General features: G+C 60.3%; 26 protein-coding genes. 13 read left to right on the forward strand and 13 right to left on the reverse strand.

The genetic code is table 11. The annotated features are described in order from the left end of the window. Positions 1-182 precede the first annotated feature (182 nt). Entirely contained in the window at positions 183-557 is a 375-nt protein-coding gene (locus QO005_RS04175) for a DUF779 domain-containing protein (RefSeq protein WP_307157069.1), read from the forward strand. Positions 558-940: 383 nt separating this feature from the next. Here QO005_RS04175 and QO005_RS04180 read toward each other — a convergent pair whose 3' ends face one another. The 7 genes from QO005_RS04180 to lgt form a co-directional block, all read right to left on the reverse strand. Next, entirely contained in the window at positions 941-1,780 is an 840-nt protein-coding gene (locus tag QO005_RS04180) for a hypothetical protein (protein ID WP_307156729.1), read from the reverse strand. 379 nt (positions 1,781-2,159) lie between these two features. After that, positions 2,160-3,092: a ribose-phosphate pyrophosphokinase gene (locus QO005_RS04185; RefSeq protein WP_307156730.1), complete on the reverse strand. Its 933-nt coding sequence runs from the start codon at positions 3,090-3,092 to the stop codon at positions 2,160-2,162. A gap of 230 nt (positions 3,093-3,322) precedes the next feature. Continuing rightward, the gene (locus tag QO005_RS04190) at positions 3,323-4,258 is read right to left on the reverse strand and encodes a hypothetical protein (RefSeq protein ID WP_307156731.1); all 936 of its coding nucleotides are present in this window, start codon (positions 4,256-4,258) and stop codon (positions 3,323-3,325) included. A 117-nt stretch (positions 4,259-4,375) separates the two neighbouring features. After that, positions 4,376-5,527 (reverse strand): M24 family metallopeptidase, encoded by a 1,152-nt coding sequence (locus QO005_RS04195; protein ID WP_307156732.1) that lies wholly within the window; start codon positions 5,525-5,527, stop codon positions 4,376-4,378. Then, the gene (gene pgeF / locus QO005_RS04200; RefSeq protein ID WP_307156733.1) at positions 5,524-6,321 is read right to left on the reverse strand and encodes a peptidoglycan editing factor PgeF; all 798 of its coding nucleotides are present in this window, start codon (positions 6,319-6,321) and stop codon (positions 5,524-5,526) included. The genes QO005_RS04195 and pgeF overlap by 4 nt, the downstream gene beginning before the upstream one ends. Positions 6,322-6,370: 49 nt before the next feature. Further along, positions 6,371-7,474 (reverse strand): class I SAM-dependent methyltransferase, encoded by a 1,104-nt coding sequence (locus tag QO005_RS04205; RefSeq protein ID WP_307156734.1) that lies wholly within the window; start codon positions 7,472-7,474, stop codon positions 6,371-6,373. 17 nt (positions 7,475-7,491) lie between these two features. Beyond that, a complete protein-coding gene (gene lgt, locus QO005_RS04210; protein ID WP_307157070.1) occupies positions 7,492-8,334 on the reverse strand; it encodes a prolipoprotein diacylglyceryl transferase in 843 nt (280 codons plus the stop codon). A 234-nt stretch (positions 8,335-8,568) separates the two neighbouring features. Here lgt and QO005_RS04215 point away from each other — a divergent pair, with 234 nt between their 5' ends. The 4 genes from QO005_RS04215 (at position 8,569) to QO005_RS04230 (ending at position 10,979) form a co-directional block, all read left to right on the forward strand. Next, positions 8,569-8,841, forward strand: a complete 273-nt coding sequence (locus tag QO005_RS04215; RefSeq protein ID WP_307156735.1) for an accessory factor UbiK family protein — start codon at positions 8,569-8,571, stop codon at positions 8,839-8,841. A gap of 477 nt (positions 8,842-9,318) precedes the next feature. Further along, the gene (locus QO005_RS04220) at positions 9,319-9,819 is read left to right on the forward strand and encodes a type III secretion system chaperone family protein (RefSeq protein ID WP_307156736.1); all 501 of its coding nucleotides are present in this window, start codon (positions 9,319-9,321) and stop codon (positions 9,817-9,819) included. 3 nt (positions 9,820-9,822) lie between these two features. After that, on the forward strand, positions 9,823-10,629 hold the full coding sequence (gene proC, locus QO005_RS04225; protein WP_307156737.1) for a pyrroline-5-carboxylate reductase: 807 nt from the start codon (positions 9,823-9,825) through the stop codon (positions 10,627-10,629). Continuing rightward, entirely contained in the window at positions 10,626-10,979 is a 354-nt protein-coding gene (locus QO005_RS04230; protein WP_307156738.1) for a tRNA-binding protein, read from the forward strand. The genes proC and QO005_RS04230 overlap by 4 nt, the downstream gene beginning before the upstream one ends. A gap of 86 nt (positions 10,980-11,065) precedes the next feature. Here QO005_RS04230 and QO005_RS04235 read toward each other — a convergent pair whose 3' ends face one another. Further along, the gene (locus QO005_RS04235; RefSeq protein ID WP_307156739.1) at positions 11,066-12,268 is read right to left on the reverse strand and encodes a pyridoxal phosphate-dependent aminotransferase; all 1,203 of its coding nucleotides are present in this window, start codon (positions 12,266-12,268) and stop codon (positions 11,066-11,068) included. 541 nt (positions 12,269-12,809) lie between these two features. On the opposite strand from QO005_RS04235, the gene QO005_RS04240 reads away from it, so the two are divergent. From QO005_RS04240 to QO005_RS04250, 3 genes are all read left to right on the forward strand, one after another. Continuing rightward, positions 12,810-13,232 (forward strand): hypothetical protein, encoded by a 423-nt coding sequence (locus QO005_RS04240; protein WP_307156740.1) that lies wholly within the window; start codon positions 12,810-12,812, stop codon positions 13,230-13,232. A 120-nt stretch (positions 13,233-13,352) separates the two neighbouring features. Continuing rightward, complete coding sequence (locus QO005_RS04245; RefSeq protein ID WP_307156741.1) at positions 13,353-14,243, forward strand: DMT family transporter; 891 nt, start codon at positions 13,353-13,355, stop codon at positions 14,241-14,243. Positions 14,244-14,688: 445 nt separating this feature from the next. After that, the gene (locus QO005_RS04250; protein ID WP_027488319.1) at positions 14,689-14,904 is read left to right on the forward strand and encodes a cold-shock protein; all 216 of its coding nucleotides are present in this window, start codon (positions 14,689-14,691) and stop codon (positions 14,902-14,904) included. Between the two features lie 73 nt (positions 14,905-14,977). Here QO005_RS04250 and QO005_RS04255 read toward each other — a convergent pair whose 3' ends face one another. Together QO005_RS04255 and QO005_RS04260 are read right to left on the reverse strand one after the other, a co-directional pair. Next, positions 14,978-15,625, reverse strand: coding sequence for an MBL fold metallo-hydrolase (locus tag QO005_RS04255; protein ID WP_307156742.1), 648 nt, complete (start codon positions 15,623-15,625; stop codon positions 14,978-14,980). A gap of 142 nt (positions 15,626-15,767) precedes the next feature. Next, positions 15,768-15,947, reverse strand: a complete 180-nt coding sequence (locus QO005_RS04260) for a hypothetical protein (RefSeq protein ID WP_307156743.1) — start codon at positions 15,945-15,947, stop codon at positions 15,768-15,770. Positions 15,948-16,369: 422 nt separating this feature from the next. Between QO005_RS04260 and QO005_RS04265 the strand changes: the two genes are divergently transcribed. From QO005_RS04265 to QO005_RS04275, 3 genes are read left to right on the forward strand one after another with little or no spacing between them, the layout of a single operon-like run. After that, entirely contained in the window at positions 16,370-16,879 is a 510-nt protein-coding gene (locus QO005_RS04265) for a MarR family winged helix-turn-helix transcriptional regulator (protein ID WP_307156744.1), read from the forward strand. A gap of 5 nt (positions 16,880-16,884) precedes the next feature. Next, on the forward strand, positions 16,885-17,583 hold the full coding sequence (locus QO005_RS04270) for a response regulator (protein WP_307156745.1): 699 nt from the start codon (positions 16,885-16,887) through the stop codon (positions 17,581-17,583). Positions 17,584-17,588: 5 nt separating this feature from the next. Beyond that, the gene (locus QO005_RS04275) at positions 17,589-18,968 is read left to right on the forward strand and encodes a sensor histidine kinase (RefSeq protein WP_307156746.1); all 1,380 of its coding nucleotides are present in this window, start codon (positions 17,589-17,591) and stop codon (positions 18,966-18,968) included. Between the two features lie 34 nt (positions 18,969-19,002). On the opposite strand, the gene QO005_RS04280 is transcribed toward QO005_RS04275, so the two are convergent. Beyond that, positions 19,003-20,250, reverse strand: coding sequence for an OpgC family protein (locus QO005_RS04280; protein WP_307156747.1), 1,248 nt, complete (start codon positions 20,248-20,250; stop codon positions 19,003-19,005). Positions 20,251-20,522: 272 nt separating this feature from the next. Then, positions 20,523-21,614 carry a calcium:cation antiporter gene (locus tag QO005_RS04285; protein ID WP_307156748.1) on the reverse strand — a complete coding sequence of 364 codons (1,092 nt, stop codon included), beginning with the start codon at positions 21,612-21,614 and terminating at the stop codon, positions 20,523-20,525. A gap of 276 nt (positions 21,615-21,890) precedes the next feature. Between QO005_RS04285 and QO005_RS04290 the strand changes: the two genes are divergently transcribed. Further along, entirely contained in the window at positions 21,891-22,175 is a 285-nt protein-coding gene (locus QO005_RS04290; RefSeq protein ID WP_307156749.1) for a DUF2188 domain-containing protein, read from the forward strand. Here the strand turns inward: QO005_RS04290 and QO005_RS04295 are convergent. Further along, the gene (locus QO005_RS04295) at positions 22,130-23,050 is read right to left on the reverse strand and encodes a LysR family transcriptional regulator (RefSeq protein WP_307156750.1); all 921 of its coding nucleotides are present in this window, start codon (positions 23,048-23,050) and stop codon (positions 22,130-22,132) included. The two genes, QO005_RS04290 and QO005_RS04295, sit on opposite strands and share 46 nt — an antisense overlap. A 203-nt stretch (positions 23,051-23,253) precedes the next feature. Between QO005_RS04295 and QO005_RS04300 the strand changes: the two genes are divergently transcribed. After that, entirely contained in the window at positions 23,254-24,228 is a 975-nt protein-coding gene (locus tag QO005_RS04300) for an NAD-dependent epimerase/dehydratase family protein (RefSeq protein ID WP_307156751.1), read from the forward strand. The last annotated feature ends 35 nt before the right edge of the window (positions 24,229-24,263 follow it).

A 24,263-nucleotide genomic window follows, 5' to 3' on the forward strand; every position in this document is an offset into this window, starting at 1 on the left:
TTTTGCTTTCGGCATCGCGGAGCAGGTTGTTTCGCGGTGCCTTCTGTTTTTAAAGCACGTTGCGGCTTATCAGCCTCATGCAACGTGCTTTAAGGTCTTGTTTAAAAGCATGTCGTTATCGCAAAACCGCTGCACACTTTTGCGCGACATGCTTTAGTGGCGATCTTCGAGGTGAGGCGATGATGGGCGAATTTCAGGACGGTGAGCCAAGGGTGGTTGCCACGGAAGCGGCGGTCACGCTGATCCGGGAGATCCGGCAGGAGTATCCGCAGATCCTGTTCCACCAGTCGGGTGGCTGCTGCGATGGGTCTTCGCCCATGTGCTATCCGGCGGATGATTACATTGTTGGTGACACCGATGTGAAACTCGGTGAGATCGATGGCGTGCCTTTTTACATCCATCAGAGCCAGTACGAGGTGTGGAAACACACGCAACTGATCATCGATGTCGTACCGGGGCGAGGCGGCATGTTTTCCCTCGACAATGGCCGCGAGCGGCGGTTCCTGACACGCTCCCGGCTGTTTAACGGCGAAGCCTGCCCGTTGCCGGGTCTCTAAAGCATTGTCCCGAGAAAAGTGTAGTTACGGTTTTCCGTCCGGAGATGCGTAGAAACAAAGAGTTAGAGCGTTTCAATGTTTCCGTGCCACAGTACACGACACTAAGGTTTGAGCCTGCCGCTCACCCCCCTCTGCCTTGCCAGGCATCTCCCCCTCAAGGGGGGAGATCGGCAAGATAAACCCATCCTGAACTTTCTCAACTCACGGCAATTGCCTGTATCGGAGAGATTTCTGGAGTTTGAGAAGCTGGCTACAAAGCGATCTCCCCCCTTGAGGGGGAGATGTCCGGCAGGACAGAGGGGGGTATGCTACCCGCCTAAACTTTTGCGTCGTGGACTGTGTTTCCGTGAAACAAGGAAACGCTCTAAGAAGAGAAGGGGCCGTCAAGACGCCGGATCGGGCGTGCGGATCGGCAGTCCCGCCTGCGCCCAGGCGGCGTCGATGATCTCAAGCTTGACGGTCTGGGCTCTGGCATATTCCATCCGGAAATCGTTGGACACCCAAAGCGTCGAACGGCCTCTGACACCTTTCCAGCCGATAGTCTTCATCTGTTCGGCTTCCAGCAGTTTGCGCGTCAGGTGGGTGCGGGACAGGTGGAAGGTTTCCGCCATGGCCTGGATGGAAACAATGGCCGTCGGCACTTCCGCTATCCCGGCCTCCGTCGGCACCGTATTGGCGATCATCCAGTCGATGATGATGCTGCCATTGTTGAGCCAGACGAAGGGTTTGAAAATCTCCGGCTGTTCGCGCATTTCCGGTGTCACCAGAAATGATCTGGCGATATGCGGATGGATGCGCGCCATGATGTCATGGGCGTCGGCATTGAATTGCTCCAGCCGGTTGCCGCCATCGAAATCATCCAGGGTCTGAAGATGATTGATGAACCAGCCGCCCACGGTTGCCAGCGTCAGTTGTGACGGCACGGTCGGACGGCTGCGGCGATCGTCGGAGCCGATCTGTTCCAGGATATGATAGGCTTCCAGTTCCTTCAGGAAGGCATCCGCAGTATTGCGGCTCGCAACATTCTGGCTTTCGACCTGCTCGAAAAAGCGGGCGGAAAGAACGCGCCCATTTTCAAAGTAAAGCAGCAGTGCCAGGTGTGCCAGCAACCATTTCTGATGACTGGCAAAAATGCGCCCAAGCTGCGGACGGTCCTGAAACCTTTCCAGAAATCCATGAGCCTGACGCCGGATCAGATCATGGACGTTGGGACTGCTCAACATGTCCTTTTGCGTTAACGGCATAGGCTCTCGGGTCAATGATTGCAGCATGGGCGGAAGAGCAGATGAAACGATCATGAGATTTCAGGGCCGTGGTTTTCTTCAGGATTATCCCAGTTTTGTGCAGAAGTGCTATCAGAAAAATGAATATGCTAACCGTGAGCGTGGATTTGGTTAACCGCTTGTCGCGATATTACACAATCTATAGTGGATAACTCGCCGCTCGGGAAAATCGGCCATTCGGCTTTATCTCTCACTCCCTCAAACCTGACAGATATTAGAATGTTTCTTTTGGCATAAAAATAAAGGGCGTATCCCGAGGAATACGCCCTTCATTATAGTATATAATCAATCCGGCGCACAGCCGAAAGTAGCATTTGCTTCAGTCAAAAAGACTGGAGACAGACGCTTCCGCGCTGGTACGATTGATGGCTTCGCCGAGCAATGTGGCGGTGCTGAGCACCCTTATATTGTGCGCCGACTGGACTGCGGTGGTCGGCTGGATCGAATCAGTGATCACCAGTTCCCGCAGTTTCGAGGAGGTTACGCGGGTCACCGCGCCTCCGGACAGCACGCCATGGGTGATATAGGCGGTGACACTGGTGGCGCCACGGCTGAGCAGGGCTTCCGCCGCATTGCAGAGCGTGCCGCCGCTGTCGACGATATCGTCGATCAGGATGCAGTCCTTGCCCGAGACATCGCCGATGATGTTCATCACCTCGGATTCGCCCGGGCGCTCGCGGCGCTTGTCGACGATGGCGAGAAGACAGTCCAGCCGCTTGGCAAGCGCGCGCGCCCGCACGACGCCGCCGACATCCGGGGAGACGACCATGACGTTCTCAAGCTCGTAATGGTCTTTCACATCGCGGGCGAGCAGCGGAGCGGCAAAGAGGTTGTCGGTCGGGATGTCGAAAAAGCCCTGGATCTGGCCGGCATGCAGGTCCAGCGTCAGCACGCGGTCGGCACCGGCTTCGGTGATCAGGTTGGCGACCAGCTTGGCCGAGATTGGCGTGCGGCCAGAGGCACGGCGGTCCTGGCGGGCGTAGCCGAAATAGGGAATGACTGCCGTGATGCGCCGCGCCGAAGACCGGCGGAAGGCGTCGATCATGATCAGCAGTTCCATCAGGTGGTCATTGGTCGGGAAAGAGGTGGACTGGATGACAAAGACATCCTCACCACGCACGTTTTCCTGGATTTCAACGAAAATTTCCTGATCGGCGAAGCGCCTTACACTGGCTTTTCCAAGGGGAAGATTGAGATAATTACAGACTGCTTCAGCAAGTTGCCGGTTTGAATTACCTGCGAAGACCTTCATTTCTTCCCGCCTGTCCCGTGCTGCGGCAAGATCCGGCGGCGGCCCGCCCGTCTGTCGCAAATACCAAAAGAACGCAGCGCTCCGGTGCCGATGAAGGAGGTGCCGCGCTGCAATGGGCGCTTTTTAGCGCCCTTGCCCTCGAATGCAAGTGGTTTGACAGGTTCCATCCCTTGAAATTCGCAGGAGTGGCAAAAAACCCCGGATGGCGCTCCAAAACCGCACAGCCACTGTCAGCTTCGGCTGTGGTTTCGCCAATCCAGATAGTCCTCGATGGTGCGGGTTGCGATCAATTGCATGATCGAAGCCGGAACAGCGGCCCAGGGGTCGGCGGCCTTGCCGGGAATGGCCTGCTGGCCCTGGATGCGGTGCAGGCGGTTGCCGCTCGCATCCAGCACATCCCAGACATAGACAATGTTGACCGTGCTGCCCTCGCCATAGGCGGACAGATAGCCCTTCAGCACATACTGGCTGGGCTGGTCCGCCGAAAGCAGAATGGTCAGCCCTTTGGCTCTTGCCTCCGCCGCCAGTTGCCGCGCCAGCGGTGTCAGCACCGGTTCCGGCGCGCCGATGATCGGCAGGAAGCGGATGGCATTGCGGTCAGCCGCGGGCAGGGCGGCCTCGCGGGTGGGCGGGGCGGCTTGGGCAGTGGTTGTTGGGGCAGTGGTCGTTGGGGCCGGGTCGGTTGCTGTCTGTTCCGGCTGCGGTTCAGGCTCGGCCATCGGCTGCGAGCGCGGTTGATGCTGATGTGACGATTGCCTGTGCTGGCGTGCCGGCGCATCGGACACGGGCGTATCCAGCGGCTGTGAAGCGGCGGGGTTATAGCCCTGTTGCAGCGCTTCGGCCTGGGCTTCCAGCGTATTCTGGGGGCCACGCGTGGTGCTTTCGGCAAGGTCCGGCGCAGGCTGCGGTGGGCTCACATAAGCCTGTGCGTAGGGGGCTTGGGCATAGGTCTGGCGACGCGGCATCTGGCCACCCGGCACATCTTCAGGTGGGATCGGTCCATGCTCATTCTGCCGCATGGCCGTCTGCATATCGGCCTCGGTGAGAGGTGAACTGGAGATCGATCCGCTGGTGCCGACATCCACCTGCGGGGTCAACGTGTCATAGGTGCTGCAACCGACAAGCGCTGCAAGCGTTACGGCCATGGCAGAGCGATCGATGCGCATCGGCTGGCTCCTCGATAGGACAGGATATCGCCGTCACGCACCCCGATGCCGGCGACTATTGTGCCAGCCTCGCAGAAAACAGTTAAATTTTTAAACACAGGGGAGCAACTGCCCCGATTATCGCAGCAGCAGGTCGAGGGAGTGGCGCGAAAGTGCCTTCGGGGCCTCTTCCGTGGTCAGATAGGTCTGGCCAAGCGTCATTGCGGCATTGCGGTCGCTATCCAGCAGGATCACATGCAGGAAAAGCGCCATGTTCGGGGCGATCGGCTGGCTGTTGCCCGCCATGAACATCTGCGGTTCCATCCAGGTGGGGGCAAAGCGGGCGCCGAGAGAATAGCCGCAGGCATTCAGCCTGTGGCGGGTCAGCCCGCTGTCATCCAGCATCCGTGCCTGGATCTCGAAAATCTCCGCGAAGGTCTGGCCGGGGCGAAGCTTGCCCTCCATGGCCTGAAGCGTGGCGAGTGCTGCCTCATAAAGCTCCAGATGGCGGCTGGTCGGTTCGCCGATCAGCACGGTGCGGCGCATTGCGGCATGATAATGGGCATGCACACCCGCCCATTCCAGTGTCAATTGATCGCGCGCGCCCAGCCGGCGGCGGCTGGAAGTATAGCGGCAGAGGAGCGCTTCCTCGCCGGAGCCAAGGATGAAGCCATGGGCGGGATAGTCGCCGCCGCCTTTAAGCACGGCTGCCTGCATGGCGGAGAGAATGGCGGCTTCGTCGGCATCGGCGCGGATCAGCGGCAGGGCGGCATCCAGCGCATCATCCGCCAGTTCGGCGGCGCGCTGGATATGCGCCATCTCGGCAGGGCTCTTGATCAGCCGGAGATCGCTGACAAGGCTGGAGGCATCGATCAACTCGCCGAAGCTCAGCAATTGATTGTCCACCAGCCTTGCGGTGCGGCCGGTCATGCCGTGGGTGTCATATTCCACGCCGATCCGGCAACCCAGCAGGTCCATGTCGCTCAGCAGGTTTTTCAGGTCCATGCTGGGATCGGCATTGGTGCGGTCGACCCAGATGACGATGTTTTCGATGATCGAGGTCAGCCGCGCCTGTCTGAGATCCGGTGAGCGGGTGAGCAGCGCCATCTCGCCATTGGCTTTCACCACCAGCGTCTGGAAAAAACAATAGCCAAAGCTGTCATAGCCCGTCAGCCAGTACATGCTTTCCTGGGCAAAGAGCAGCATGGCATCCAGCTTGTCCTCGCGCATGCGGGCCGTCAGCCTGCCCAGTCGGGTGTCATATTCTTCCCTGGCGAAATGCAGCATCATCTTTGCTCCATAAGGGCAATGGCCGAAACCTGACGTCCGTAATCCGGCTCTTTGGCATGGGTGGTGCGGCGATAGGAAAAGAAGGTGTCCGGATCGGCATAGGTGCAGAGCCCCAGACTGTCTGCCTGCACCCCGGCCTTTGTCAGCCTTTGCACGGTCAGCCCCGGCAAGTCGAAATAGGCGTGGCCCGGCTTTTCCGACGGCCGGAAGAAACGGGCATAGTCCGCATCATGCGCCAGAAAGCGCTCCACGAATTCCGGCCCCACTTCGTAGGCCGCGCCGCTGATGGAGGGGCCAAGCGTGGCGATGATTGCCTCCCGCCGCGCCCCCAGCGCCACCATGGCCGCGATGGTGTTTTCCAAAACGCCGGTCAGCGCGCCCTTCCAGCCGGCATGGGCCGCGCCGATCACCCGCGCTTCAGCGTCTGCAAACAGGATTGGCCCGCAATCGGCAGACAGCACCCCGAGAATGACGCCGGGCGTGCGGCTCACCATGGCGTCCGCCTGCGGGCGCTCGCTGCCGAACGGTGCTTCGACGGTGACGACGTCGGCGGAATGGATCTGGTGGACAGTGGCGAGATTGTCCTCGCCAAGCCCGAAAAAGCCTGCGACCCGGCGACGGTTTTCCTGCACATGCGCGCGCAGATCCTGCGAGCCGATGCCGACGTTCAGACCGGCATAGATCCCCTCCGAAACCCCGCCCTGGCGGGTGAAGAAGCCATGGCGGACGCCATGCGCCTCGGCCTTGGCAAGCGCCGGGCCCATGATCGGCCGGGGCGAAGACACGGTTTCCATCGGCAATCCTCCGCTTGAGGTAAGAGGGGTTTTTCAGTGTATGCGGAGATTACTCCGTAACAGGCCGGAACGGGGAAAGCGCCAGCGCCGGGCTTGAAACGGCCAGCACCTTGAACAGTTCCCCCATGCAGCCTTCTCCGGCACCCGCCAGCCGCTGCACGGCCTCGGTCAGTTCCTTCTGCACGGCTTCATCCTTGCCGCGCCCAAGCGCGCCCGCCCGGTCGGCAAGACCGAGGCCCAGCAGGAAATCGCCCTGGCGGAGGCAGCCATTGACATGCACATTGCTGGCCATCGCCGTGCGCGCCAGATCCTCGAAATCCACATGGCTGGTGAGGTCTGCCCGGCCGGGGCTTGCCAGCGGCGGATCGTAGCTGTGGTTCTTCACCGCCTGCAAGGTATCGCCGAAGCCGGTGGACATGTGGCCATAATCAATGATCAGCGCCGTGCCGCCTTCGCTTTTCAGCCGCTCGCACATGGCCTGCATCACCGCCTGCCGGGCAGGCGCGATCTCGAAGATTGTGCCATCCGGCGGCATGCTCGTGCCCGCGGGCAGAAGGGCCGGGTCCAGCGTCGCCACGCCAGTGGTGAAGGACAATTCGTTGTCGAGCCCGAGGCTGACCATGCGCTCACGGAAGCCGCCCGGCGTTTTCACGAATTGCCGGATCGGAATGGCGTCGAACAGTTCATTGGCCACCACCAGCACGAAACCATCCGGCACTTCATCGAAACTGTCATGCCAGGAAATCTTTTCGATATGCTGCTCCAGCGTCGCATGCTGCACCTCGCGCAGCCGGGCGCTGGTTTCCACCAGATGCACGGTGGAATCGCGGTAGAGATCGGGCGCAAGCCTTGCAATCACCCGCAGCATGTCGCTCATCATCGTGCCGCGCCCGGGGCCGACCTCGGCCAGCCGCACCGGTGCGGGCAGGCCGTGGCGCTGCCAGGCATGCACGATGAACACGCCGATCATCTCGCCGAACAACTGGCTGATCTCCGGCGCGGTGATGAAATCGCCGCCGGTGCCGAAGGGCTCGCGGGTGCGATAATAGCCGTGCTCGGGATCGGCCAGGCACAGCGCGAAATAATCGGTAACGCTCAGCGGTCCGTTCATGCGGATCAGCGTCTTGATCTTGTCTGCGAGCGGGGTGGACATGACCGGCGGCTCCTTGTTCATCCCTGTTTCACCGCCCGCTGTGCCCGGACGATGGCCCAGAGGCCGAGCGCCAGCATCGGTGTGGACAGAACCATGCCCATGGTCAACCAGTTTCCTGCCAGATAGCCCAATTGCGCATCCGGTTCGCGGAAGAATTCCACGAAAATCCGCGCCAGCGCATAACCGCAGATGAAAATGCCGCTCACCGTGCCCGGCGCCTTCAACAGGCCACCCTTGCGGCCCGCAAGCTGCACGACGATCAGGAGAAGGATGCCCTCCAGCGCCGCTTCGTAAAGCTGGCTCGGATGGCGGGAGAAGGGGCCGCCTGTGGGAAACACCATGGCCCACGGCACATCCGAGGCGCGCCCCCACAATTCGCCATTGATGAAATTGGCGATGCGGCCGAAGAACAGCCCGATCGGCGCCACGCTGGCGACAAGGTCGAACAGCGACCAGGTGGGCAGGGCATGGCGGCGGGCAAAGAGGATCATCGCCAGCGTCGCTCCGGTCAGCCCGCCATGGAAGGACATGCCGCCATTCCAGACCTGCAGGGCCAGCAGCGGATTGGCCAGCACGGGATCGAGATCGTAGAACAGCACATAGCCGATGCGCCCGCCCAGCACGATGCCGACAGCGGCCCAGACGAGAAAGTCATCGAGATGGCGGTCGGTGATGGCGATGCTGTTGCCCGGCCAGAGGCTGGCCTTGGCAATCATCCGCCGCGCCAGCCACCAGCCGATCAGAATGCCCGCCACATAGGCCAGCCCATACCAGCGTATGGCAAGCGGCCCGATGGCGATGGCCACGGGATCGATTTCGGGATAGGCCAGCAGGGCGGCGTAATTGGCTATGGTTGTCAATGCTATGCTTTCAGGTGTTTGCGGGAAAATGGCGGTGCGCGTTGCACCGGTCAAGATGAATCTCTGGTGAGTGTCTCCGGGCGGGCCGTCATCCGCATTTTTTTCCTTGCAACGGCTGCCCACACTCCCTACCTCAAAATCAGGTGGAATGAAGACGCCGCCAAGGATAAGCGATGGCGGTTACCGTTTTTCGGCGGAGGATATCCGCCCGACCAGCACAGATGGAGCACCAGGATGAGCACCGGAACCAACCGTTTCATGGATGAGTTCGCCAGGCTGATGACCGACGCCGCCGGCGCCGCCCAGGGCATGCGCAAGGAAGTGGAGCAGGCTTTTCACGCCCAGGCCGAACGCTGGCTGAACGGGCTCGATGTCGTGCGCCGCGAGGAGTTCGACGTGGTGCGCGAGATGGCGGTGAAGGCGCTGGAGGAAAACGAGGCGCTCAAGGCGCGCATCGAGACCCTTGAGGCCCGCCTGAATAGCCCGGCCACTCCCACCGAAGGCTGATTACGGAAAAGGGCGCGTTTCACGCTCGGCTGCCGTAGATTCTTTCGCAAATCAATAATCACGTTGAAAAACGGTCGCAGGGCTTGCGGCCGTTTTTGTTTTGATTCGAGACACTTAACGGGACTCGTTTCCGGGCGCTCCAGGCCCTTGTTAAGGATTTTTTTTCCACATGTGGAGATTGCCAAAAAAGGCAGTTGGCAGAGTCGGTTAAGCCGCAATCACGAAGTAGCGCACCAAGCCCTGTCCACAGCGCCGGAGGGGATTTGCCCGGCAGGGGGCTGGCGTCGACTCCGCCCCGCTATACACTGATTTTAAATGATGATTCGAAACGAGCCCGGCAAGCTTCGGGCAGGGTGCCTATGGGTATTCTGGGGGTGCGGGCATCATTTCGAAGCGTGTTTTCCGGTTAGTGCGTTGGTTTCGTCGATGGTCGTCGCGTTCATCGTCACTCGTCATTCCGGATCGAAAAGGTGCTGCATGAGCCTGATGGAATTGCAATTTGAACGCCAGTCCAACCCGGTCGACATGATCGAGTTCGTCGCCTCCAGCAATGACTGGTCTTTCGAGCGGTCGGGCGAGGATGAGATCGCCATGACCGTGGTCGGGCGCTGGGCCTCCTACCAGGTCTCTTTCTCCTGGATGGAAGAATATGAGGCGCTGCATTTGGCCTGTGCCTTCGATCTGAAGGTGCCGGAAAAGCGCGCCATCGAAATCCTGCGTCTTCTGTCCCTGATCAACGGTCAGGTGCTGATGGGCCATTTCGATCTGTGGAACCAGGAAAACGCCGCGATTTTCCGCCAGTCCCTGCTTCTGGCAGGCGGTGCCGAGCCTACCAACCAGCAGGTGGAAGTGCTGCTGTCCAGCGCGGTCGAGGCCTGCGAGGCCTATTATCAGGCCTTCCAGTTCGTGGTCTGGTCGGGCATGGACGCCAAGTCAGCACTTGAGGCGGTGCTGTTCGAAACCGTCGGCGAGGCCTGATCCATGGCAGGTCCCATTGTGCTCGTCGGCGCCGGCAATATGGGCGGCGCCATGCTCACCGGATGGCTCAAGGCCGGTCTCGGCGGCGACCGGGTGATCGTCATCGATCCCGGTCCGAGCGAGGCCATGGCCGCGCGGATCGCCGAAAGTGGCGCCCGGCACATGACCACGGCACCCGCAGGTGTGACGGCGGGCATCCTGTTCCTGGCGGTGAAGCCGCAGGTGATGGAGGCGGTGCTGCCGCCGCTGAAAGGCCTGGTGGGTGAGGGCACGGTCGTCGTTTCCGTGGCGGCGGGCAAGACCATCGGTTTCCTGGAGAGCCATCTTGGCTCCGCCGGCATGGTGCGCGCCATGCCCAATACGCCTGCCATGGTGGGCCGGGGCATTACCGGCGCCTATGCCAATCCCCGCGTGACGGAAGCCCAGCGCGCCGAAGTGCATGATTTGCTCAAGGTCAGCGGCCCGGTGGAATGGGTGGCGGAGGAGCGCGATATCGATGCCGTCACCGCCGTCTCCGGCAGCGGCCCGGCCTATGTTTTCTATCTCGTGGAGTGCCTTGGCGAGGCGGGCCGCAAAGCCGGCCTGCCGGCGGACCTCGCCATGCGCCTCGCACGGGAAACTGTCGCGGGGGCTGGTGAACTGCTTCACCAGTCCCCCGACGACGCTGCCATTCTGCGCCGGAATGTTACCTCTCCGGGCGGCACAACCGCAGCAGCCCTGGCCGTGCTGATGGCCGAGGACGGTATGCAGCCTTTGTTCGACAAGGCAGTCGCCGCCGCCAAACAGCGCGCCGAGGAACTGGCATCGTGAGCGAGCCGACCGAACAGCTCATCAGCTTTGCCGATTTCGAAAAGGTCGATATCCGTGTCGGTACGATTATCGAGGCGGAGGTTTTTCCAGAGGCGCGCAAGCCTGCCTACAAGCTGCGCATCGATTTCGGCCCGGAGATCGGCATCAAGCGCTCTTCCGCGCAGATCACCGTGCATTATACGCCGGAAACCCTTGTGGGACGGCAGGTTCTGGGCGTGGTCAATTTCCCGCCGCGCCAGATCGGGCCTGTGCGCTCGGAAGTGTTGACGCTGGGCTTCGAGGATGAAAACGGCGCGATTGTACTGGCGAGCGTCACCGGCCCGGTGCCGAATGGGCGAAAGATGATGTGATCGAGCAGATCGGCACGTCGAAAGCTGACCAAAATAAAAGCCCGGCGGTGATGGAGATCACCGCCGGGCTTTTCATAATCAAGGAATTACCGGCAAGCGGCGCAGAAGCGCTGGATGCGCTTGCAGGCTTCTTCCAGCAGTTCTTCCGAGGTGGCGTAGGAAATGCGGAAGTTCGGGCCGAGGCCGAAAGCCGAGCCGTGCACCACGGCCACGCCTTCCGTTTCAAGAAGTTCGGTCACGAAGTCCTCATCCGTTTCGATTACCTTGCCGGAGGGTGCGGTCTTGCCGATCAGCCCTGCGCAGGAGGGGTAGACGTAGAAAGCGCCTTCCGGGCAGGGGCAGGTGATGCCCTTGGCCTGGTTCAGCATCGAAACCACCAGATCGCGGCGGCCCTCGAACACCTTCTTGTTGGCGGCGATGAAGTCCTGCGGACCGTTCAGCGCCTCGACGGAAGCCCATTGGGCGATCGAGCAGGCGCCGGAGGTCTGCTGGCCCTGGATCATGTCCATGGCCTTGATCAGCGCCAGCGGCCCGGCGGCATAGCCGATACGCCAGCCGGTCATGGCGTAAGCCTTGGACACGCCGTTCATGGTCAGCGTGCGGTCATAGAGTTTCGGCTCTACTTCCACAGGGGTGACGAATTTGAAATCGCCGAAGGTCAGGTGCTCGTACATGTCATCGGTCAGCACCCAGACATGCTCGTGCTTGACCAGCACATCGGTCAGCGCCTTCAGTTCGTCATGGCTGTAGGCCGCGCCGGACGGGTTGGACGGCGAGTTGAAGATGAACCACTTGGTCTTCGGCGTAATGGCCTTTTCCAGGTCTTCCGCCGTGAGCTTGAAGTTGTTTTCCTGCTTTGCCGTCACGAAAACCGGGGTGCCGCCGCAAATGGAGACCATTTCCGGATAGGACACCCAGTAGGGCGCGGGCACGATGACTTCATCGCCGGCGTTCAGCGTCGCCATGAAGGCGTTGAACAGGATCTGCTTGCCGCCGGTGCCGACAATGGTCTGTTCCGGCTTGTAGTCCAGGCCGTTCTCGCGCTTGAACTTTTCGGCGATGGCCTTGCGCAGTTCCGGAATGCCGGAAACCGGCGTGTACTTCGTTTCGCCGCGATTGATGGCGTCGATGGCCGCCTTCTTGATATTGTCCGGCGTATCGAAATCCGGCTCGCCAGCGCCAAGCCCGATCACGTCACGGCCTTTCGCTTTCAGTTCCCGGGCTTTCTGGGAAACTGCGATGGTCGCGGAAGGCTTAACACGGGAAAGAGCGTCGGCGAGGAATGCCATTGGTCTGGGTCCTGAAGCTGTTGAAAGGGGAAGCCGCAAATGCTCCGGCTTCAGGTTCTAGCTCTATGACAATTCCGCCCCCCCATAGCAAGCGGAAAGGCACCCCGAATTCGCTTTTCTTGCGCAGTGCAAAAGCCTGTCTGATACGAAGAGTCATTGAAAATGACGCTTCGTATTCCCTTTTCGAATATCTCAAGCTCCTGATGCATTTGAGATATTCGAAATCTCTTCGAGGCGAGGATGCATTACAGCGCCGTGCGTTTTATAAAACGCACAAAGGACGCTGTAACGCTTTAAATCTGCTGCATAATTTTCACCTTAAATCGACTCCGATTTAAGGAATTATGCAGTAGCATCTGCGAGCCTTGGTATGACGGGTCTCGGTGCCAATTTCACGCCAGATCTTAACGCCTTGTCTACAAAAGTTAACCTGCCACAATATCGCCTTATTTTTTGCGGTGCAGTGCCGCATTTCGGTCCACTTCCCGGCCATTTCGGCAGGCTTTTATCGTCTCGCGGTTGAGCGGAAGGAAGCGGTGTCATGGGTCGGGCAAAAGCGGAAAATGCGGTGTTGGTTTCGGGCACGCTGCCGGGTGCGAATCCGGTGTCGGTCAGGACTGCCGGTAAGCGCCCGGAAACACGTCAAAGCAAAGCACTCAAGCGGCTGATGGTCGCCTGGCTGCTGGCGGCTGTTTTCACCGGTCTTCTGGCTGTCGGCGTGCGCCCGGTGGAAGCCTCGGTGGAAGACGATGCAGCCCGCGTCGACACTGTCGAAACCGGCAGCATCGCCACCGCCACACACGCTGCTGGCCACGCCATTCAGGCGCAGGCCGCCGGGTCGCTGCATGTGCCGGATTCGCTTTCGGTGCTGGCGGATCGACGCCTTCTGGTTGTGCTGGCCGGGCTTGGGCTGGCACTGGTGTGGATCAATCGCCTGCCGCCCAGCAAGAAGGATGGCCGGTGATCCTGTGCCAATGATCTTCTGCCGATGATCCTATGATTGTGTGCGGCTGCCATCTGCCGCGCCGGGTTGCGGGGATAGGTTAGGGCTGATAAGTGCGCCGGAGAAACGAGGGCGCATCGCATGTCACGCATTCAGGCCAATTTATTGCTGCTTCTGGCCGCTGCCATCTGGGGCGGCGGCTTTGTGGCCCAGTCTACCGCCATGGGGCATATGGAGCCCAACTGGTATAATGCGCTGCGCTTTCTTCTGGCCTCGCTGGCGCTTCTCCCCTTCGCCCTTTACGAAACGCGCCGTGCGGCAACACCGCTGACCCGCCGCCAGCGGCTGGGTTTTGTGGTGACCGGGATCGCCTTGTTCATTGCCCAGACCTTCCAGCAATTCGGTCTGAAATATACCACCGTCACCAATGCCAGCTTTCTCACCGGGCTTTACGTGGTGATGGTGCCGGTGATTGCGGTGGCGGCGCTGCGCCAGAAGCCGCACTGGATCATATGGCCTGCGGCGCTCGCCTGCCTCATCGGTATTCTGCTGCTGAGCGGCGGCAGCTTGAGCAGGCTGAACGGCGGCGATGGGCTGACCATGATCTGCGCGCTGTTCTTTGCGGTGCAGATCACCATGACGGGCCGGTTGATGGCGGGGACACCGCGCCCCATGACGCTTGCCTTCATCCAGTTTGCCGTAACCGCCGTCTGCGGCCTGATCACCGCCGGGGCGCTGGAGCCGATCCGGCTTGCCGATATCGAAAACGGGCTGGTGCAGATTCTCTATGGCGGTCTCCTGTCCAGCGGTGCGGCCTTTACGCTGCAGATCGTCGGCCAACGCTATACCACGGCCCCGCAGGCGGCGATTTTTCTCTCGTCGGAGGCGCTGTTCGGGGCGCTGCTCGGTGCTTTGCTGCTGGGGGAAAGCCTGCCCTTCATTGGCTATATGGGCTGCGGCCTGCTGTTTCTGGCCATGCTTTCCGTGGAAATCGTGCCGGAATGGAGCAGATTCCGCATGGCATCTTCATAAAAATTTAAGATATCGACCAAGTTCCCCCATTGGAAAACTTTACCGCTCAAACGCTTGATTTCAGGGAATTTCAAAGGCCGTCACCGCAAACAAGGCAAATTTTTGGCCCAATACCGGGAAAAACCCGGATGGACGGCGTATTTCATCTCCTGCTTGCACGCCGGAATTGAGCGAATGGTAAAAAAACTTTCTCTTGCCAAGTCGCCACAAACCTAGCACTCTCACGCCGTTCGGGCATTTTTGCGCGCGGAAAGACCTTATCATTTCGAAGCACCGGAGACGCAGAAGTTCCGGGCATCCACAAGGGGACACGACCTTAGGTCGCACTGATCCGGTGGCTGCGGTAGCTGGGACCTTTCCTCACGACAGGATTGCCCGTCTAACCCCTTCGGGGACTGAGCAATGCTGTCCGCCGATCCCGGACAGAGAGAAAAGGACCTAACGCATGGCCGAAACTGGCATTGTAAAATTCTTCAACACCGACAAGGGCTTCGGCTTCATCAAGCCGGACAATGGCGGCGCCGACATCTTCGTGCATATCTCTGCCGTTCAAGCATCCGGTCTTTCCGGTCTGAGCGAAAACCAGAAAGTCAGCTTTGATACGGAACCGGACCGCCGCGGCAAAGGCCCGAAGGCTGTCAATCTGCAGATCGCAGGCTGATTGCCTGGTTCATTTGTCAAGACAAGCAGCGGCCCGGCAGTTTTGCCGGGTTTTTTTGTCGACGTGATGTCGCTCAAAGACCCTTCAGGAAGGGGTTATGGCGGCGCTCGTCGCCAATGCGGCTGCCGGGGCCATGGCCGCAGATGAAGCCGACGTCGTCACCGAGCGGCAGAACCTTGTCGCGGATGGAATCGAGCAATTGCTGGTGATTGCCGCCGGGCAGGTCGGTGCGGCCGATGGAGCCGTTGAACAGCACATCGCCGAGATGGGCAAAGCGTAAGGTCCGATTGAAGAAGATGACATGGCCGGGCGCGTGGCCGGGGCAGTGATAAACTTCGAAACGGTGCTCACCAAAGCTTAGCACCTCGCCGTCCTTCAGGAAGCGATCCGGCACGAGATTGCGAAGCTTCAGCGGAATGTTGAAACGCGAAACCTGCGCTTCCAGCGTTTCCAGCAATATCCGGTCATCCTCATGCGGGCCGATCACCGGCACGTTCAGCGCCTCGCGCAGATCCTGCGCGCCGCCGGCATGATCGAGATGGCCATGGGTAATCCAGATTTCCTTGATCGTCAGCCTCTGCTCGGCAATGACGCGCTGGATTTCCTCGACATCGCCACCCGGATCGATCACGACACCTTCCCTGGTCTCCTGATCGAAGAAAATCGTGCAATTCTGCTGAAACGGCGTAACCGGAATAATGGCGGCTTGAAACTGACCCATGACGTCCTCTCGCTTTGACGTCTTTTGCATAAAGCAGGTCCAGGAAAAGTGGCAACCGGTTTTCCGTTCGGACCTGCGTGAAGAAAGCCAGGTCCAGGAAAAGTGGCAACCGGTTTTCCGTCCGGACCTGTAAGGCAAGATGTCAGGGTGCAGTCGTGGCCGCAACGGCCAGTTCCGGTTCGCTCATCAAAAGCGAGGGCAGGGCGAGGTTGCCGAGAAGCAGGGCCGTGACGGCAATCTTCAGGGAAAACACCAGGATCATCACCGGCTTGAGGCTGACCTCTACCGATTCGTCTTCCTGTGCCGGGCTCAGCTCGCTCATTACCGTCTCCTGTCCGCTTCCTGCCGCATAAAGGCCTGAATCGGATTTTGGTTTCATCGATCCTGCAATTTTCAATGATTTGCGTCCGGACAAAGGCAGATGACCGGTTCTGTCGCGGTTGCCAACTGCTATCTCGGGCTCTGTTGCGCTTATGCAGCATTTTCTGCCGGGGTCTGTTTTCCTCCCAAACCGGCTTTGCCGGGGAAAAGCCTTTTTCCGCATGGAGTTTTGCCCGTTACAGCCGTAAGTTTGCCGTGAAAACGGGCTACTGCATCATTCCTTAAATCGGAATCGATTTAAGGATAAAATTATGCAGCAGATGTAAAGCGTTACAGCGAACCTTTGTGCGCCATATATGGCGCACAAAGGTTCGCTGTAGGCTCATGAATGAGCGAAGCCGGTCCAGACAGGGAAAGAACAACGTGCAAAAACGGGCACCTGCGAACGCCGCCCCGAAACCGCTGCCGGACCTGCCGAAGGTCGACGACAAGAGCATCGATTTCGAGACCATCGAATTGCTGTTCTTCGCCTATCGCGATTTCATCTCCGATCCGGACGGCATTCTGGAAAAGATCGGTTATGGCCGGGCGCATCACCGGGTCGTCTATTTCGTTTCCCGCAGGCCGGGCATGACGGTGGCCGATCTTCTGTCCATCCTCAGGATCACCAAGCAGAGCCTGGCGCGGGTGCTGAAGGAACTGATCGATGCCGGCTATATCCGCCAGATGACGGGGCCTGCCGATCGCCGGCAGCGGCGGCTTTACCCGACGCTGGCCGGGCGGGAACTGGCGCTGGCGCTCAGCGATCCGCAATCGCGCCGGGTCAGCCGGGCCTATGAGACCCTTTCCGAGAATGAGCGAGCCGGTGTAAAAGCGTTTCTGGCCGCCATGCGCAGCGGGGATGACGCGGACAAGACCGCCCTGGAGGAATGAGCAGCATGCGAAAGGTGCATTTGACCGACGATGCCCCCCATCTTCTCGTGGTGGATGACGATACGCGCATTCGCGATCTGCTGCTGCGCTATCTGACAGATCAGGGCTTTCGCGTCACCGTTGCCGCCGATGCACAGGAGGCGCGCCGCAAGCTGGAAGGCTTAAGCTTCGATCTTCTGGTGCTGGATGTGATGATGCCGGGCGAAAACGGCCTGTCGCTGACCAAGTATATTTCGGCCCAAAACCGTGCCCCCGTCATTTTGCTCACCGCCCGCTCCGAGGCCGATTCGCGCATCGCCGGTCTTGAGGCCGGGGCCGATGATTATCTGGCCAAGCCTTTCGATCCGCGCGAACTGGTGCTGCGCATCAACAATATCCTGAAGCGCAATGTTCAGAACGAAACACCGAAGATCGAGCAGGTGATGTTCGGGCCTTATAACTTCTCGCTGTCGCGCAAGGAGCTGAAGAAGGGCAGCGAGGTCATTCACCTGACGGATCGCGAGCAGGAGATCATGAGCCTCTTCGCCGGGCGGGCGGGGGAGACCATTCCCCGCCATGAACTGGTGGGGGAGGAGGCGGATGTGGGTGAGCGCACCATCGACGTGCAGATCAACCGCCTGCGCCGCAAGATCGAGGAAGACCCGGCCAATCCGGTCTGGCTGCAAACCGTGCGCGGCATCGGCTACCGCCTCAGCCGGGATTGACCGGCATGACCTGGCGGGATGCCCTCGGACGGCTGTTTTCGCGGCGGGTGTCCTGGCTGGACCTGCGCTGGTTCAGCCGCTGGCTGCGGCGGCAATTGCCGAGCGGCCTGTTTGCGCGCTCGCTGCTGATCATCATCCTGCCCATGCTGATCTTGCAGACGGTGCTGCTCTTCGTGTTCATGGAGCGGCACTGGCAGATGGTGACGCAGCGCCTTTCCGCCTCGGTCACGCGCGACATTTCCGCCATTATCGAGCTTCTCGATACCTATCCGCAGGATACGGAGAAGACCTTGCAAATGGCGCGCCAGCGGCTTGGCCTGATTGCCTCGCTGGAGAAAAATGGTGAGCTTCCGGCCCCCCGGCCACGGCCTTTCTTTTCCATTCTCGACCAGTTGCTAAGCGATGAGCTGCGCAATCAGATCAAGCGGCCCTTCTGGATCGACACGGTGGGCGATTCCCCGCTGATCGAAATCCGTATCCAGCTCGATGACCGCATTCTGCGCATCTTCGCCCGCCGCAACCAGGCCTATGCGTCCAACACGCATATCTTCCTGCTGTGGATGTTCGGCACCTCGCTGGTGCTGATCATCATCTCCACGCTGTTTTTGCGCGGCCAGATCCGTCCGATCCTGGCGCTGGCGGAGGCGGCGGAAAGCTTCGGCAAGGGCCAGCCCATGCCGCAGCAGTTCAGCCCGCGCGGCGCCGATGAAATCCGCCGCGCCGGCATGGCGTTCATTCTGATGCGCGAGCGTATCGAGCGGCAGATGGAACAGCGCACCGCCATGCTGAGCGGCGTGAGCCATGATTTGCGCACCATTCTCACCCGGTTCAAGCTGCAACTGGCCATTGCCGGTGACAATCCCGATCTTGAGCCGCTGCATGAGGATGTTGAGGCCATGCAGTCGATGCTGGAGGGCTATCTTGCCTTTGCCAAGGGAGAGGCCGAGGAGGATTTCGGCAGCTTCAACCTGCGCGACATGCTGGAAAAAATCCGGGACGACTTCGCGCTGCACGGCAAGAGCTTCGATTACCGGCTGGAGGGGGATGACATGGTGCGGGTGCGCCCGCAGGCCTTCTGGCGGCTTGTCGGCAATATCGCGACCAATGGCCGCCGCTATGCCAATCATGTTCAGGTGGAGGCGCGCCATACGGCGAAATGGCTAGTGGTGGTCTTCGACGATGACGGCCCCGGCATTCCGCCGGAAGCGCGGGAAGATGTGTTCAAACCCTTCTTCCGGCTGGATGAGGCTCGCAATCAGGATGCCTCCGGCACGGGCCTTGGCCTTGCCATTGCCCGCGACATCGCCCGCAGCCATGGTGGCAATGTCACGCTCGGCGACAGCCCGCTGGGCGGCCTCAGGGCCACCATTCGCATTCCGGTGTGAAGGAAAATCCCCGGCGCACAGCCGGGAATGATGATCAGAGCTTGCCGGGAACCGCGCGCCCCGTGGGCGCGGTTGCTTTTGCCGTGGCAGGCACAGGCACCTTTTTCGGCTCGGGAGCCGGGGTGAAATAGGTTTCCCGCTCGCGATAGATTGCCGGGATCGCCAGCAGCGAGACGCAAAAGACGGCGATCAGCGTCTTGGAGGCTTCCGAGAAGGGGCCGATGCGGCCATCGATGTATTTGACCGCAAACACGATCAGCACATGCCAGACATAGACATGCAGGGAATGGCGGCCGATAAGCTGCAGGAAGCTTAGCGAAAACACGCTGTTGATGCCCCCGGCAATGCGGCGGATGAGAGCGCTGTCATGGCGCGGCCCCGCAATCAGCAGCCAGGCGATCACGAAGGCGAGCGAGGCAAAATTCAACAGGTAGACCGGGCCGAAATCGGCGCGCACTTCCATGCTGCCGAATTTTTGCAGCACGAAGTCCGGCAGCCAGCCATGGGCCGTGAGGATACGCAGCGGCAGGAAGAATAGCAGTACGGCAGCCGCGGCCTTCACCAGCAGCGTATTTTCCGGGCTGAAGACCTTCTGCCATTCGATCTGGCGGGTAGCCGTCAGGCTGCCTGCGATCAGGCCGGAGAAAAACACGATCTGCCAGCCCAGCAGGTTGAAGCTGGCGCGAATGCCTTCGCTTTCCGACTGCGACAGCAGCCCGTCGATGGGATAGGTGATCATCCGGTGCAGACCAAGCTGGCCAGCCATCCACACGATCAGCGAGCCGATAGCGACAGTGGCCCAGCGCCCGCTGATGCACAGCCAGATCAGGCCCGGCGCGAAGATCATGTAAACGATATATTGCGGCAGGATATCCATGAAGGTCGGCTGGAACAGGAAGGTCGCGATGGAGCCCAGCCGCAGCGGATCGTTGAGATGGGTGACACCCAGCCAGTCCTGCCAGATGGCGGTGGCCCCCGGCAGCACGAAGCGCGCCGCCAGCACGATCAGGATGATGCCCATGGCGTAACGGTAAAGCTCGAAGGCACGAGCCCAGATGCGCTCGCGGGCGCTGTCATAGCCGCTCTTGATCATCTTGCGGCCATAGACCATGCCCACCAGCAGGCCGGACATGAAGACGAAGCCCTGTGCATCTTCCACGAAGGTGAATTGCCGATGGTTGATTTCCACCAGCAGGTAGCCGCCTGTGAAGATCAGGTGGTTGAGCATCATGAATACGAGGAAATATCCCCGCATGCCATCCAGAACATCTAATCTTTTCACGGCTTTGGCTCCCGCGTTCCATCCGGCGGGCTGATTGCGCGACCAGCCTTGCCCTTGGTTGTCTGATGTCGGATGCCATGGCCGAGAGCATCTGGCTGCAGCATCCGGACCTGTCCCCGCGGCCCTTGATCTGCCTTGTCGCTTCGTATCGTGGTGACATTACGGCAAACCGGCTATAGGACGGAGCAGGCGAGAGGACAACGGGGATTTGCGTCAAAGGTTCCGATTTCAACTGCTTGTGAGCAGACGTGTGAAATCGCGAGCAGGCCTGATTACAATCCCAGCGCCGAGAGCATGATGAAGGTGGCGAACAGGATGAAATGCGTCATGCCTTCGATAGCGTTGGTCTCGCCATCGTTGAGATTGATGGCTGCTGCAATCAGCGTAATCGTCACCATCACCGTCTGGACCGGGCTCATCGCCATGGTGAAGGGCTGGCCGGTATAAAGCGCAATCGCCTCCATCACCGGCACGGTGAGAATGACCGTGGACAGCGATGCCCCCATGGCAATGTTGACGGTGGCCTGCATGCGGTTATGCAGGGCGGCGCGCAGTGCCGTCATGATTTCCGGGGCGGCGGAAATCGCAGCCACGAGAATGGCCATGATGGCGACCGGCGCGCCGGTTCCCTTCAGCCCTTCTGTGAGGAAGCCGGACATGAATTCCGCCAGAACGCCGATCAGCACCACGCCGAACAGGATGACGCCGATGGAAAGCGCCAGCGGCTCGTGTTTCGCCTCGTGACTCGGGTTCTCAGCGGTGGGCGTATTGCGGCGCGGATAGCTGTAGCTGAAGAAATAGCTGTGTGGCCCCACCTGCATGCGCAGAAAAAGGCCGTAAAGCGCCAGCATGGCGGCGATGGTAAAGGCGGAATAATAGTGCCATTTCTCCCCCGGCACGAATTCCGGCACGATCATTGAAATGCCCATGGCGGTCAGGATCATCACCCCATAGGTCTTGCCGGAATCGTCATTATAAGGCTGCTCGCCATGGCGCAGTCCGCCGAGCAGGGCGGCAAGACCGAGAATGCCGTTGATATCCAGCATCACCGCCGAATAGATCGTATCCCGCACCAGGGTGGGAGAACTTTCCCCCTGCATCATGATGGCGAGAATCAGCACTTCCACCGCCACTGCCGAGAGCGTCAGGATCATGGTGCCATAGGGATCGCCCACCTTATGGGCCAGCAATTCGGCGTGGTGCGCCACCCGCAGCGAGGCGATCAGAATGCCCCCCACCAGCACCGCCGCCACGGCGATCAGCACCAGGCGGCTCTGTTCGGCCAGTTGATGTTCAGCAAGAAAGGCTGCAAGCGCAAGACAAAGGGGGAGGAGGAGGGATTTTTCCTTGGTCAATGCGGTCACTTTGGGCGGGCCTTTCTCAGAGGGATTGTTGAAAATGGCGTGGTTTTTTCGGGGTTCAGGTCTGGAATATGCATTGGCGGCAAACGTCCGAGCACAATTTGCAGTTCCGCCGAGAAGATGAGATAGTCTTGTTGCGGGAGGATGATGCGGTCAATATTAGAGCATTTCCAGGAACAGTGGAAACCGGTTTTCCGTCGGGAAATGCCTAGAAACAAAGAGTTGGAGCGGCGATCTGTTTCAATCAGATCGAAAGCCGCTCTAAACAAGGAGGATATCATGGTGAAAGTGACCTATGAGATCGTACCGCATGACGAAGGCTGGGCCTACCGGCTGGACGGCGCCTATTCCGAAACCTTTGCCAGCCATGACGAGGCACTGGAAGCCGCGCGGATCGTGATGCGCGAATTGCAGATTTCCGACGAGCCGGTCCGCATTGTCTATCAGGATGAAAAGGGCCGCTGGCATGCGGAAATGAGCGATGGCCGCGACCGCCCGGAGGTTGAGATTCTCGACAGCTATTCCGGTGCGCTCTCCGCGACCGATGCCCCGCCCGCACGATAACGCAAAAGCCCTGCGACCAGCGCGTCGAAGGTGGCGCGGCAGGGCGGATGGGTTTTCAGGTTTTCATGCATCACCACATAGGTGGGCAGGGTGAGGTGCAATTGTCCGCTCAGGACTTCCTCCAGCGTGTCATCCCGCCGGGCTATCCCGGCTTGGCACATGCCGATGCCGAGCCCTGAGCGAATGGCGGCCAGTTGCGCCAGATTGCTGTCGGCGCGAAAGGCGAACGTCAAGGCGGCAAGATCGGGCCTCGCTTCCAGAATGGCGCGGATATAGGGAAGCGGACGATCATAGCCGATCAACCTGTGCTGACGCAGATCCTCCAGATTTTCTGGCCTGCCGTTTTGATCGAGATAGCGGCGATGGGCGTAAAAGCCGATGTCGAGCGCGCCGATCGCCCGGCTCACCAGCGCCTTTTGCCGGGGCGCGACCATCCGCACGGCAATATCGGCCTCCTGCTGCAACAGATCCTCCACCCGGTCCGAGACGGAAAGCTCCACATGCAGCCCCGGATGCGCCGTCTGCAGGCGGCTGAGTATGGGCGGCAAGACTTCCACGGCCATCACATCGCTGGCGCTGATGCGCACCACGCCCTCCACATTCGTCTGCGAGGCCGTCGCCAGGCGCGAGAGCGAGCGACTGCTTGTTTCCATGCTTTCGGCAAGGGGCCGCATGGCAAGGGCGGTTGCGGTGGGCAGCAGGCCTTGGACGCTGCGCAGAAATAACGGCGCGCCAATATTGGCCTCCAGCGCCTCGATATGCCGCCCGAGCGTCGGCTGCGTCAGCCCCAGCGCCCGTGCTGCCGCAGACAGCGAACCGCTTTGCAGCACGGCCAGAAAGCTGCGGTAATGATCCCAACTCACATCGTTTCTCATGCAAAAATGTATAGCAGTGATAGATAAATATACAATTTTTAAAAGCGGTCTCACCCGGCATGATCCCGGCATCGACAGGATCGAGACAATAGAGCATTTCCAGGAAAAGTGCGCAGCGGTTTTCCGTCCGGAAATGCGTAAAAACAAAGGTTTAGAGCGTTTCAAAGTTTCCGTGAAACAATGAAACGCTCTAGGACGGTGAGATGAACATGCGAAGCGAAGGCGTGGGAAAGACGGTGCTGGTGCTGGGCGCCACCGGCGGCATTGGCGGGGCGCTGGCGCGCACTCTGCAAGCGCGCGGCTATGAGATCGCGGCGCTGCATCGGCGGGCGGCGGAGATGGCAATCCATCATCCCGATTATCGCTGGCTGGCTGGCGATGCGATGAAGGCCAGCGATGTGCTGGCGGCGGCGCAGGGCGTGACGGCCATTGTCCACGGCGTCAACCCGCCCGGCTATCAGCGCTGGGCCGAACTCGTGGTGCCGATGATCGACAACACCATCGCCGCCGCCAAGGCCGTGGGGGCCACCATCCTGATGCCGGGAACCATTTACAATTACGGGCCGGATGCCTTTCCGCTTCTTTCCGAAGCCAGCCCGCAGCATCCGACAACCCGCAAGGGCAAGATCCGCGTGGCCCTGGAACAGCGTCTGGAGCAGGCGGCAGGGCAGGGCGTGCAGACCATTCTGGTCAGGGCAGGCGATTTCTTCGGGCCGGGGGCGGGCAATAACTGGTTCGCGCAGGCGTTGGTCAAACCCGGCAAGCCGGTCAGCGCCATCACGCTGCCGGGCCGTCGCGGTACGGGCCACAGCTGGGCCTATCTACCGGATGTGGCGGAAAGTTTTGCCCGTCTTTTGGCCCTGCGTGAAAGCCTGCCCGGCTTTGCCCGGTTTCATATGCGCGGGGTTTATGATGCGGATGGGCTGGTGATGGCGCGCGCCATTGCCGAAGCGGTCAACATGCCGAGGCTGAAGACACGGCGCTTTCCCTGGCCGCTCGTGCCGCTGATGGCGCCCTTCCTGCCGCTGTTTCGCGAGCTTGCCGAAATGCGCTATCTCTGGCGCGAGGACCTTCGCCTCGACAATCGCCTGCTGGTCGAAACGCTCGGAGAAGAGCCGGAAACGCCCTTGGCCGAGGCAGTGCGCACGACGCTCGTCAGTTTGAAATGCTTGCCGTGATTTACGGACAGGGGCTCGACCCCAGCCCTTCGGGG

Source organism: Allorhizobium paknamense, assembly GCF_030815125.1.
Classification (GTDB): Bacteria; Pseudomonadota; Alphaproteobacteria; order Rhizobiales; family Rhizobiaceae; genus Allorhizobium; species Allorhizobium paknamense.

Excerpts from the sequence above, each read along its gene's own strand:
- QO005_RS04240 (WP_307156740.1), top strand. The coding sequence starts at position 12,810 with ATGGGTCGGGCAAAAGCGGAAAATGCGGTGTTGGTTTCGGGCACGCTG.
- QO005_RS04245 (WP_307156741.1), top strand. The coding sequence starts at position 13,353 with ATGTCACGCATTCAGGCCAATTTATTGCTGCTTCTGGCCGCTGCCATC.
- QO005_RS04175 (WP_307157069.1), top strand. The coding sequence starts at position 183 with ATGGGCGAATTTCAGGACGGTGAGCCAAGGGTGGTTGCCACGGAAGCG.
- QO005_RS04275 (WP_307156746.1), top strand. The coding sequence starts at position 17,589 with ATGACCTGGCGGGATGCCCTCGGACGGCTGTTTTCGCGGCGGGTGTCC.
- QO005_RS04290 (WP_307156749.1), top strand. The coding sequence starts at position 21,891 with ATGGTGAAAGTGACCTATGAGATCGTACCGCATGACGAAGGCTGGGCC.
- QO005_RS04235 (WP_307156739.1), bottom strand. The coding sequence starts at position 12,268 with ATGGCATTCCTCGCCGACGCTCTTTCCCGTGTTAAGCCTTCCGCGACC.
- QO005_RS04270 (WP_307156745.1), top strand. The coding sequence starts at position 16,885 with ATGCGAAAGGTGCATTTGACCGACGATGCCCCCCATCTTCTCGTGGTG.
- QO005_RS04250 (WP_027488319.1), top strand. The coding sequence starts at position 14,689 with ATGGCCGAAACTGGCATTGTAAAATTCTTCAACACCGACAAGGGCTTC.
- pgeF (WP_307156733.1), bottom strand. The coding sequence starts at position 6,321 with ATGGAAACCGTGTCTTCGCCCCGGCCGATCATGGGCCCGGCGCTTGCC.
- QO005_RS04205 (WP_307156734.1), bottom strand. The coding sequence starts at position 7,474 with ATGTCCACCCCGCTCGCAGACAAGATCAAGACGCTGATCCGCATGAAC.
- QO005_RS04300 (WP_307156751.1), top strand. The coding sequence starts at position 23,254 with ATGAACATGCGAAGCGAAGGCGTGGGAAAGACGGTGCTGGTGCTGGGC.
- proC (WP_307156737.1), top strand. The coding sequence starts at position 9,823 with ATGGCAGGTCCCATTGTGCTCGTCGGCGCCGGCAATATGGGCGGCGCC.
- QO005_RS04180 (WP_307156729.1), bottom strand. The coding sequence starts at position 1,780 with ATGTTGAGCAGTCCCAACGTCCATGATCTGATCCGGCGTCAGGCTCAT.
- QO005_RS04255 (WP_307156742.1), bottom strand. The coding sequence starts at position 15,625 with ATGGGTCAGTTTCAAGCCGCCATTATTCCGGTTACGCCGTTTCAGCAG.
- QO005_RS04295 (WP_307156750.1), bottom strand. The coding sequence starts at position 23,050 with ATGAGAAACGATGTGAGTTGGGATCATTACCGCAGCTTTCTGGCCGTG.
- QO005_RS04190 (WP_307156731.1), bottom strand. The coding sequence starts at position 4,258 with ATGCGCATCGATCGCTCTGCCATGGCCGTAACGCTTGCAGCGCTTGTC.
- QO005_RS04220 (WP_307156736.1), top strand. The coding sequence starts at position 9,319 with ATGAGCCTGATGGAATTGCAATTTGAACGCCAGTCCAACCCGGTCGAC.
- QO005_RS04260 (WP_307156743.1), bottom strand. The coding sequence starts at position 15,947 with ATGAGCGAGCTGAGCCCGGCACAGGAAGACGAATCGGTAGAGGTCAGC.
- QO005_RS04215 (WP_307156735.1), top strand. The coding sequence starts at position 8,569 with ATGAGCACCGGAACCAACCGTTTCATGGATGAGTTCGCCAGGCTGATG.
- QO005_RS04195 (WP_307156732.1), bottom strand. The coding sequence starts at position 5,527 with ATGATGCTGCATTTCGCCAGGGAAGAATATGACACCCGACTGGGCAGG.
- QO005_RS04185 (WP_307156730.1), bottom strand. The coding sequence starts at position 3,092 with ATGAAGGTCTTCGCAGGTAATTCAAACCGGCAACTTGCTGAAGCAGTC.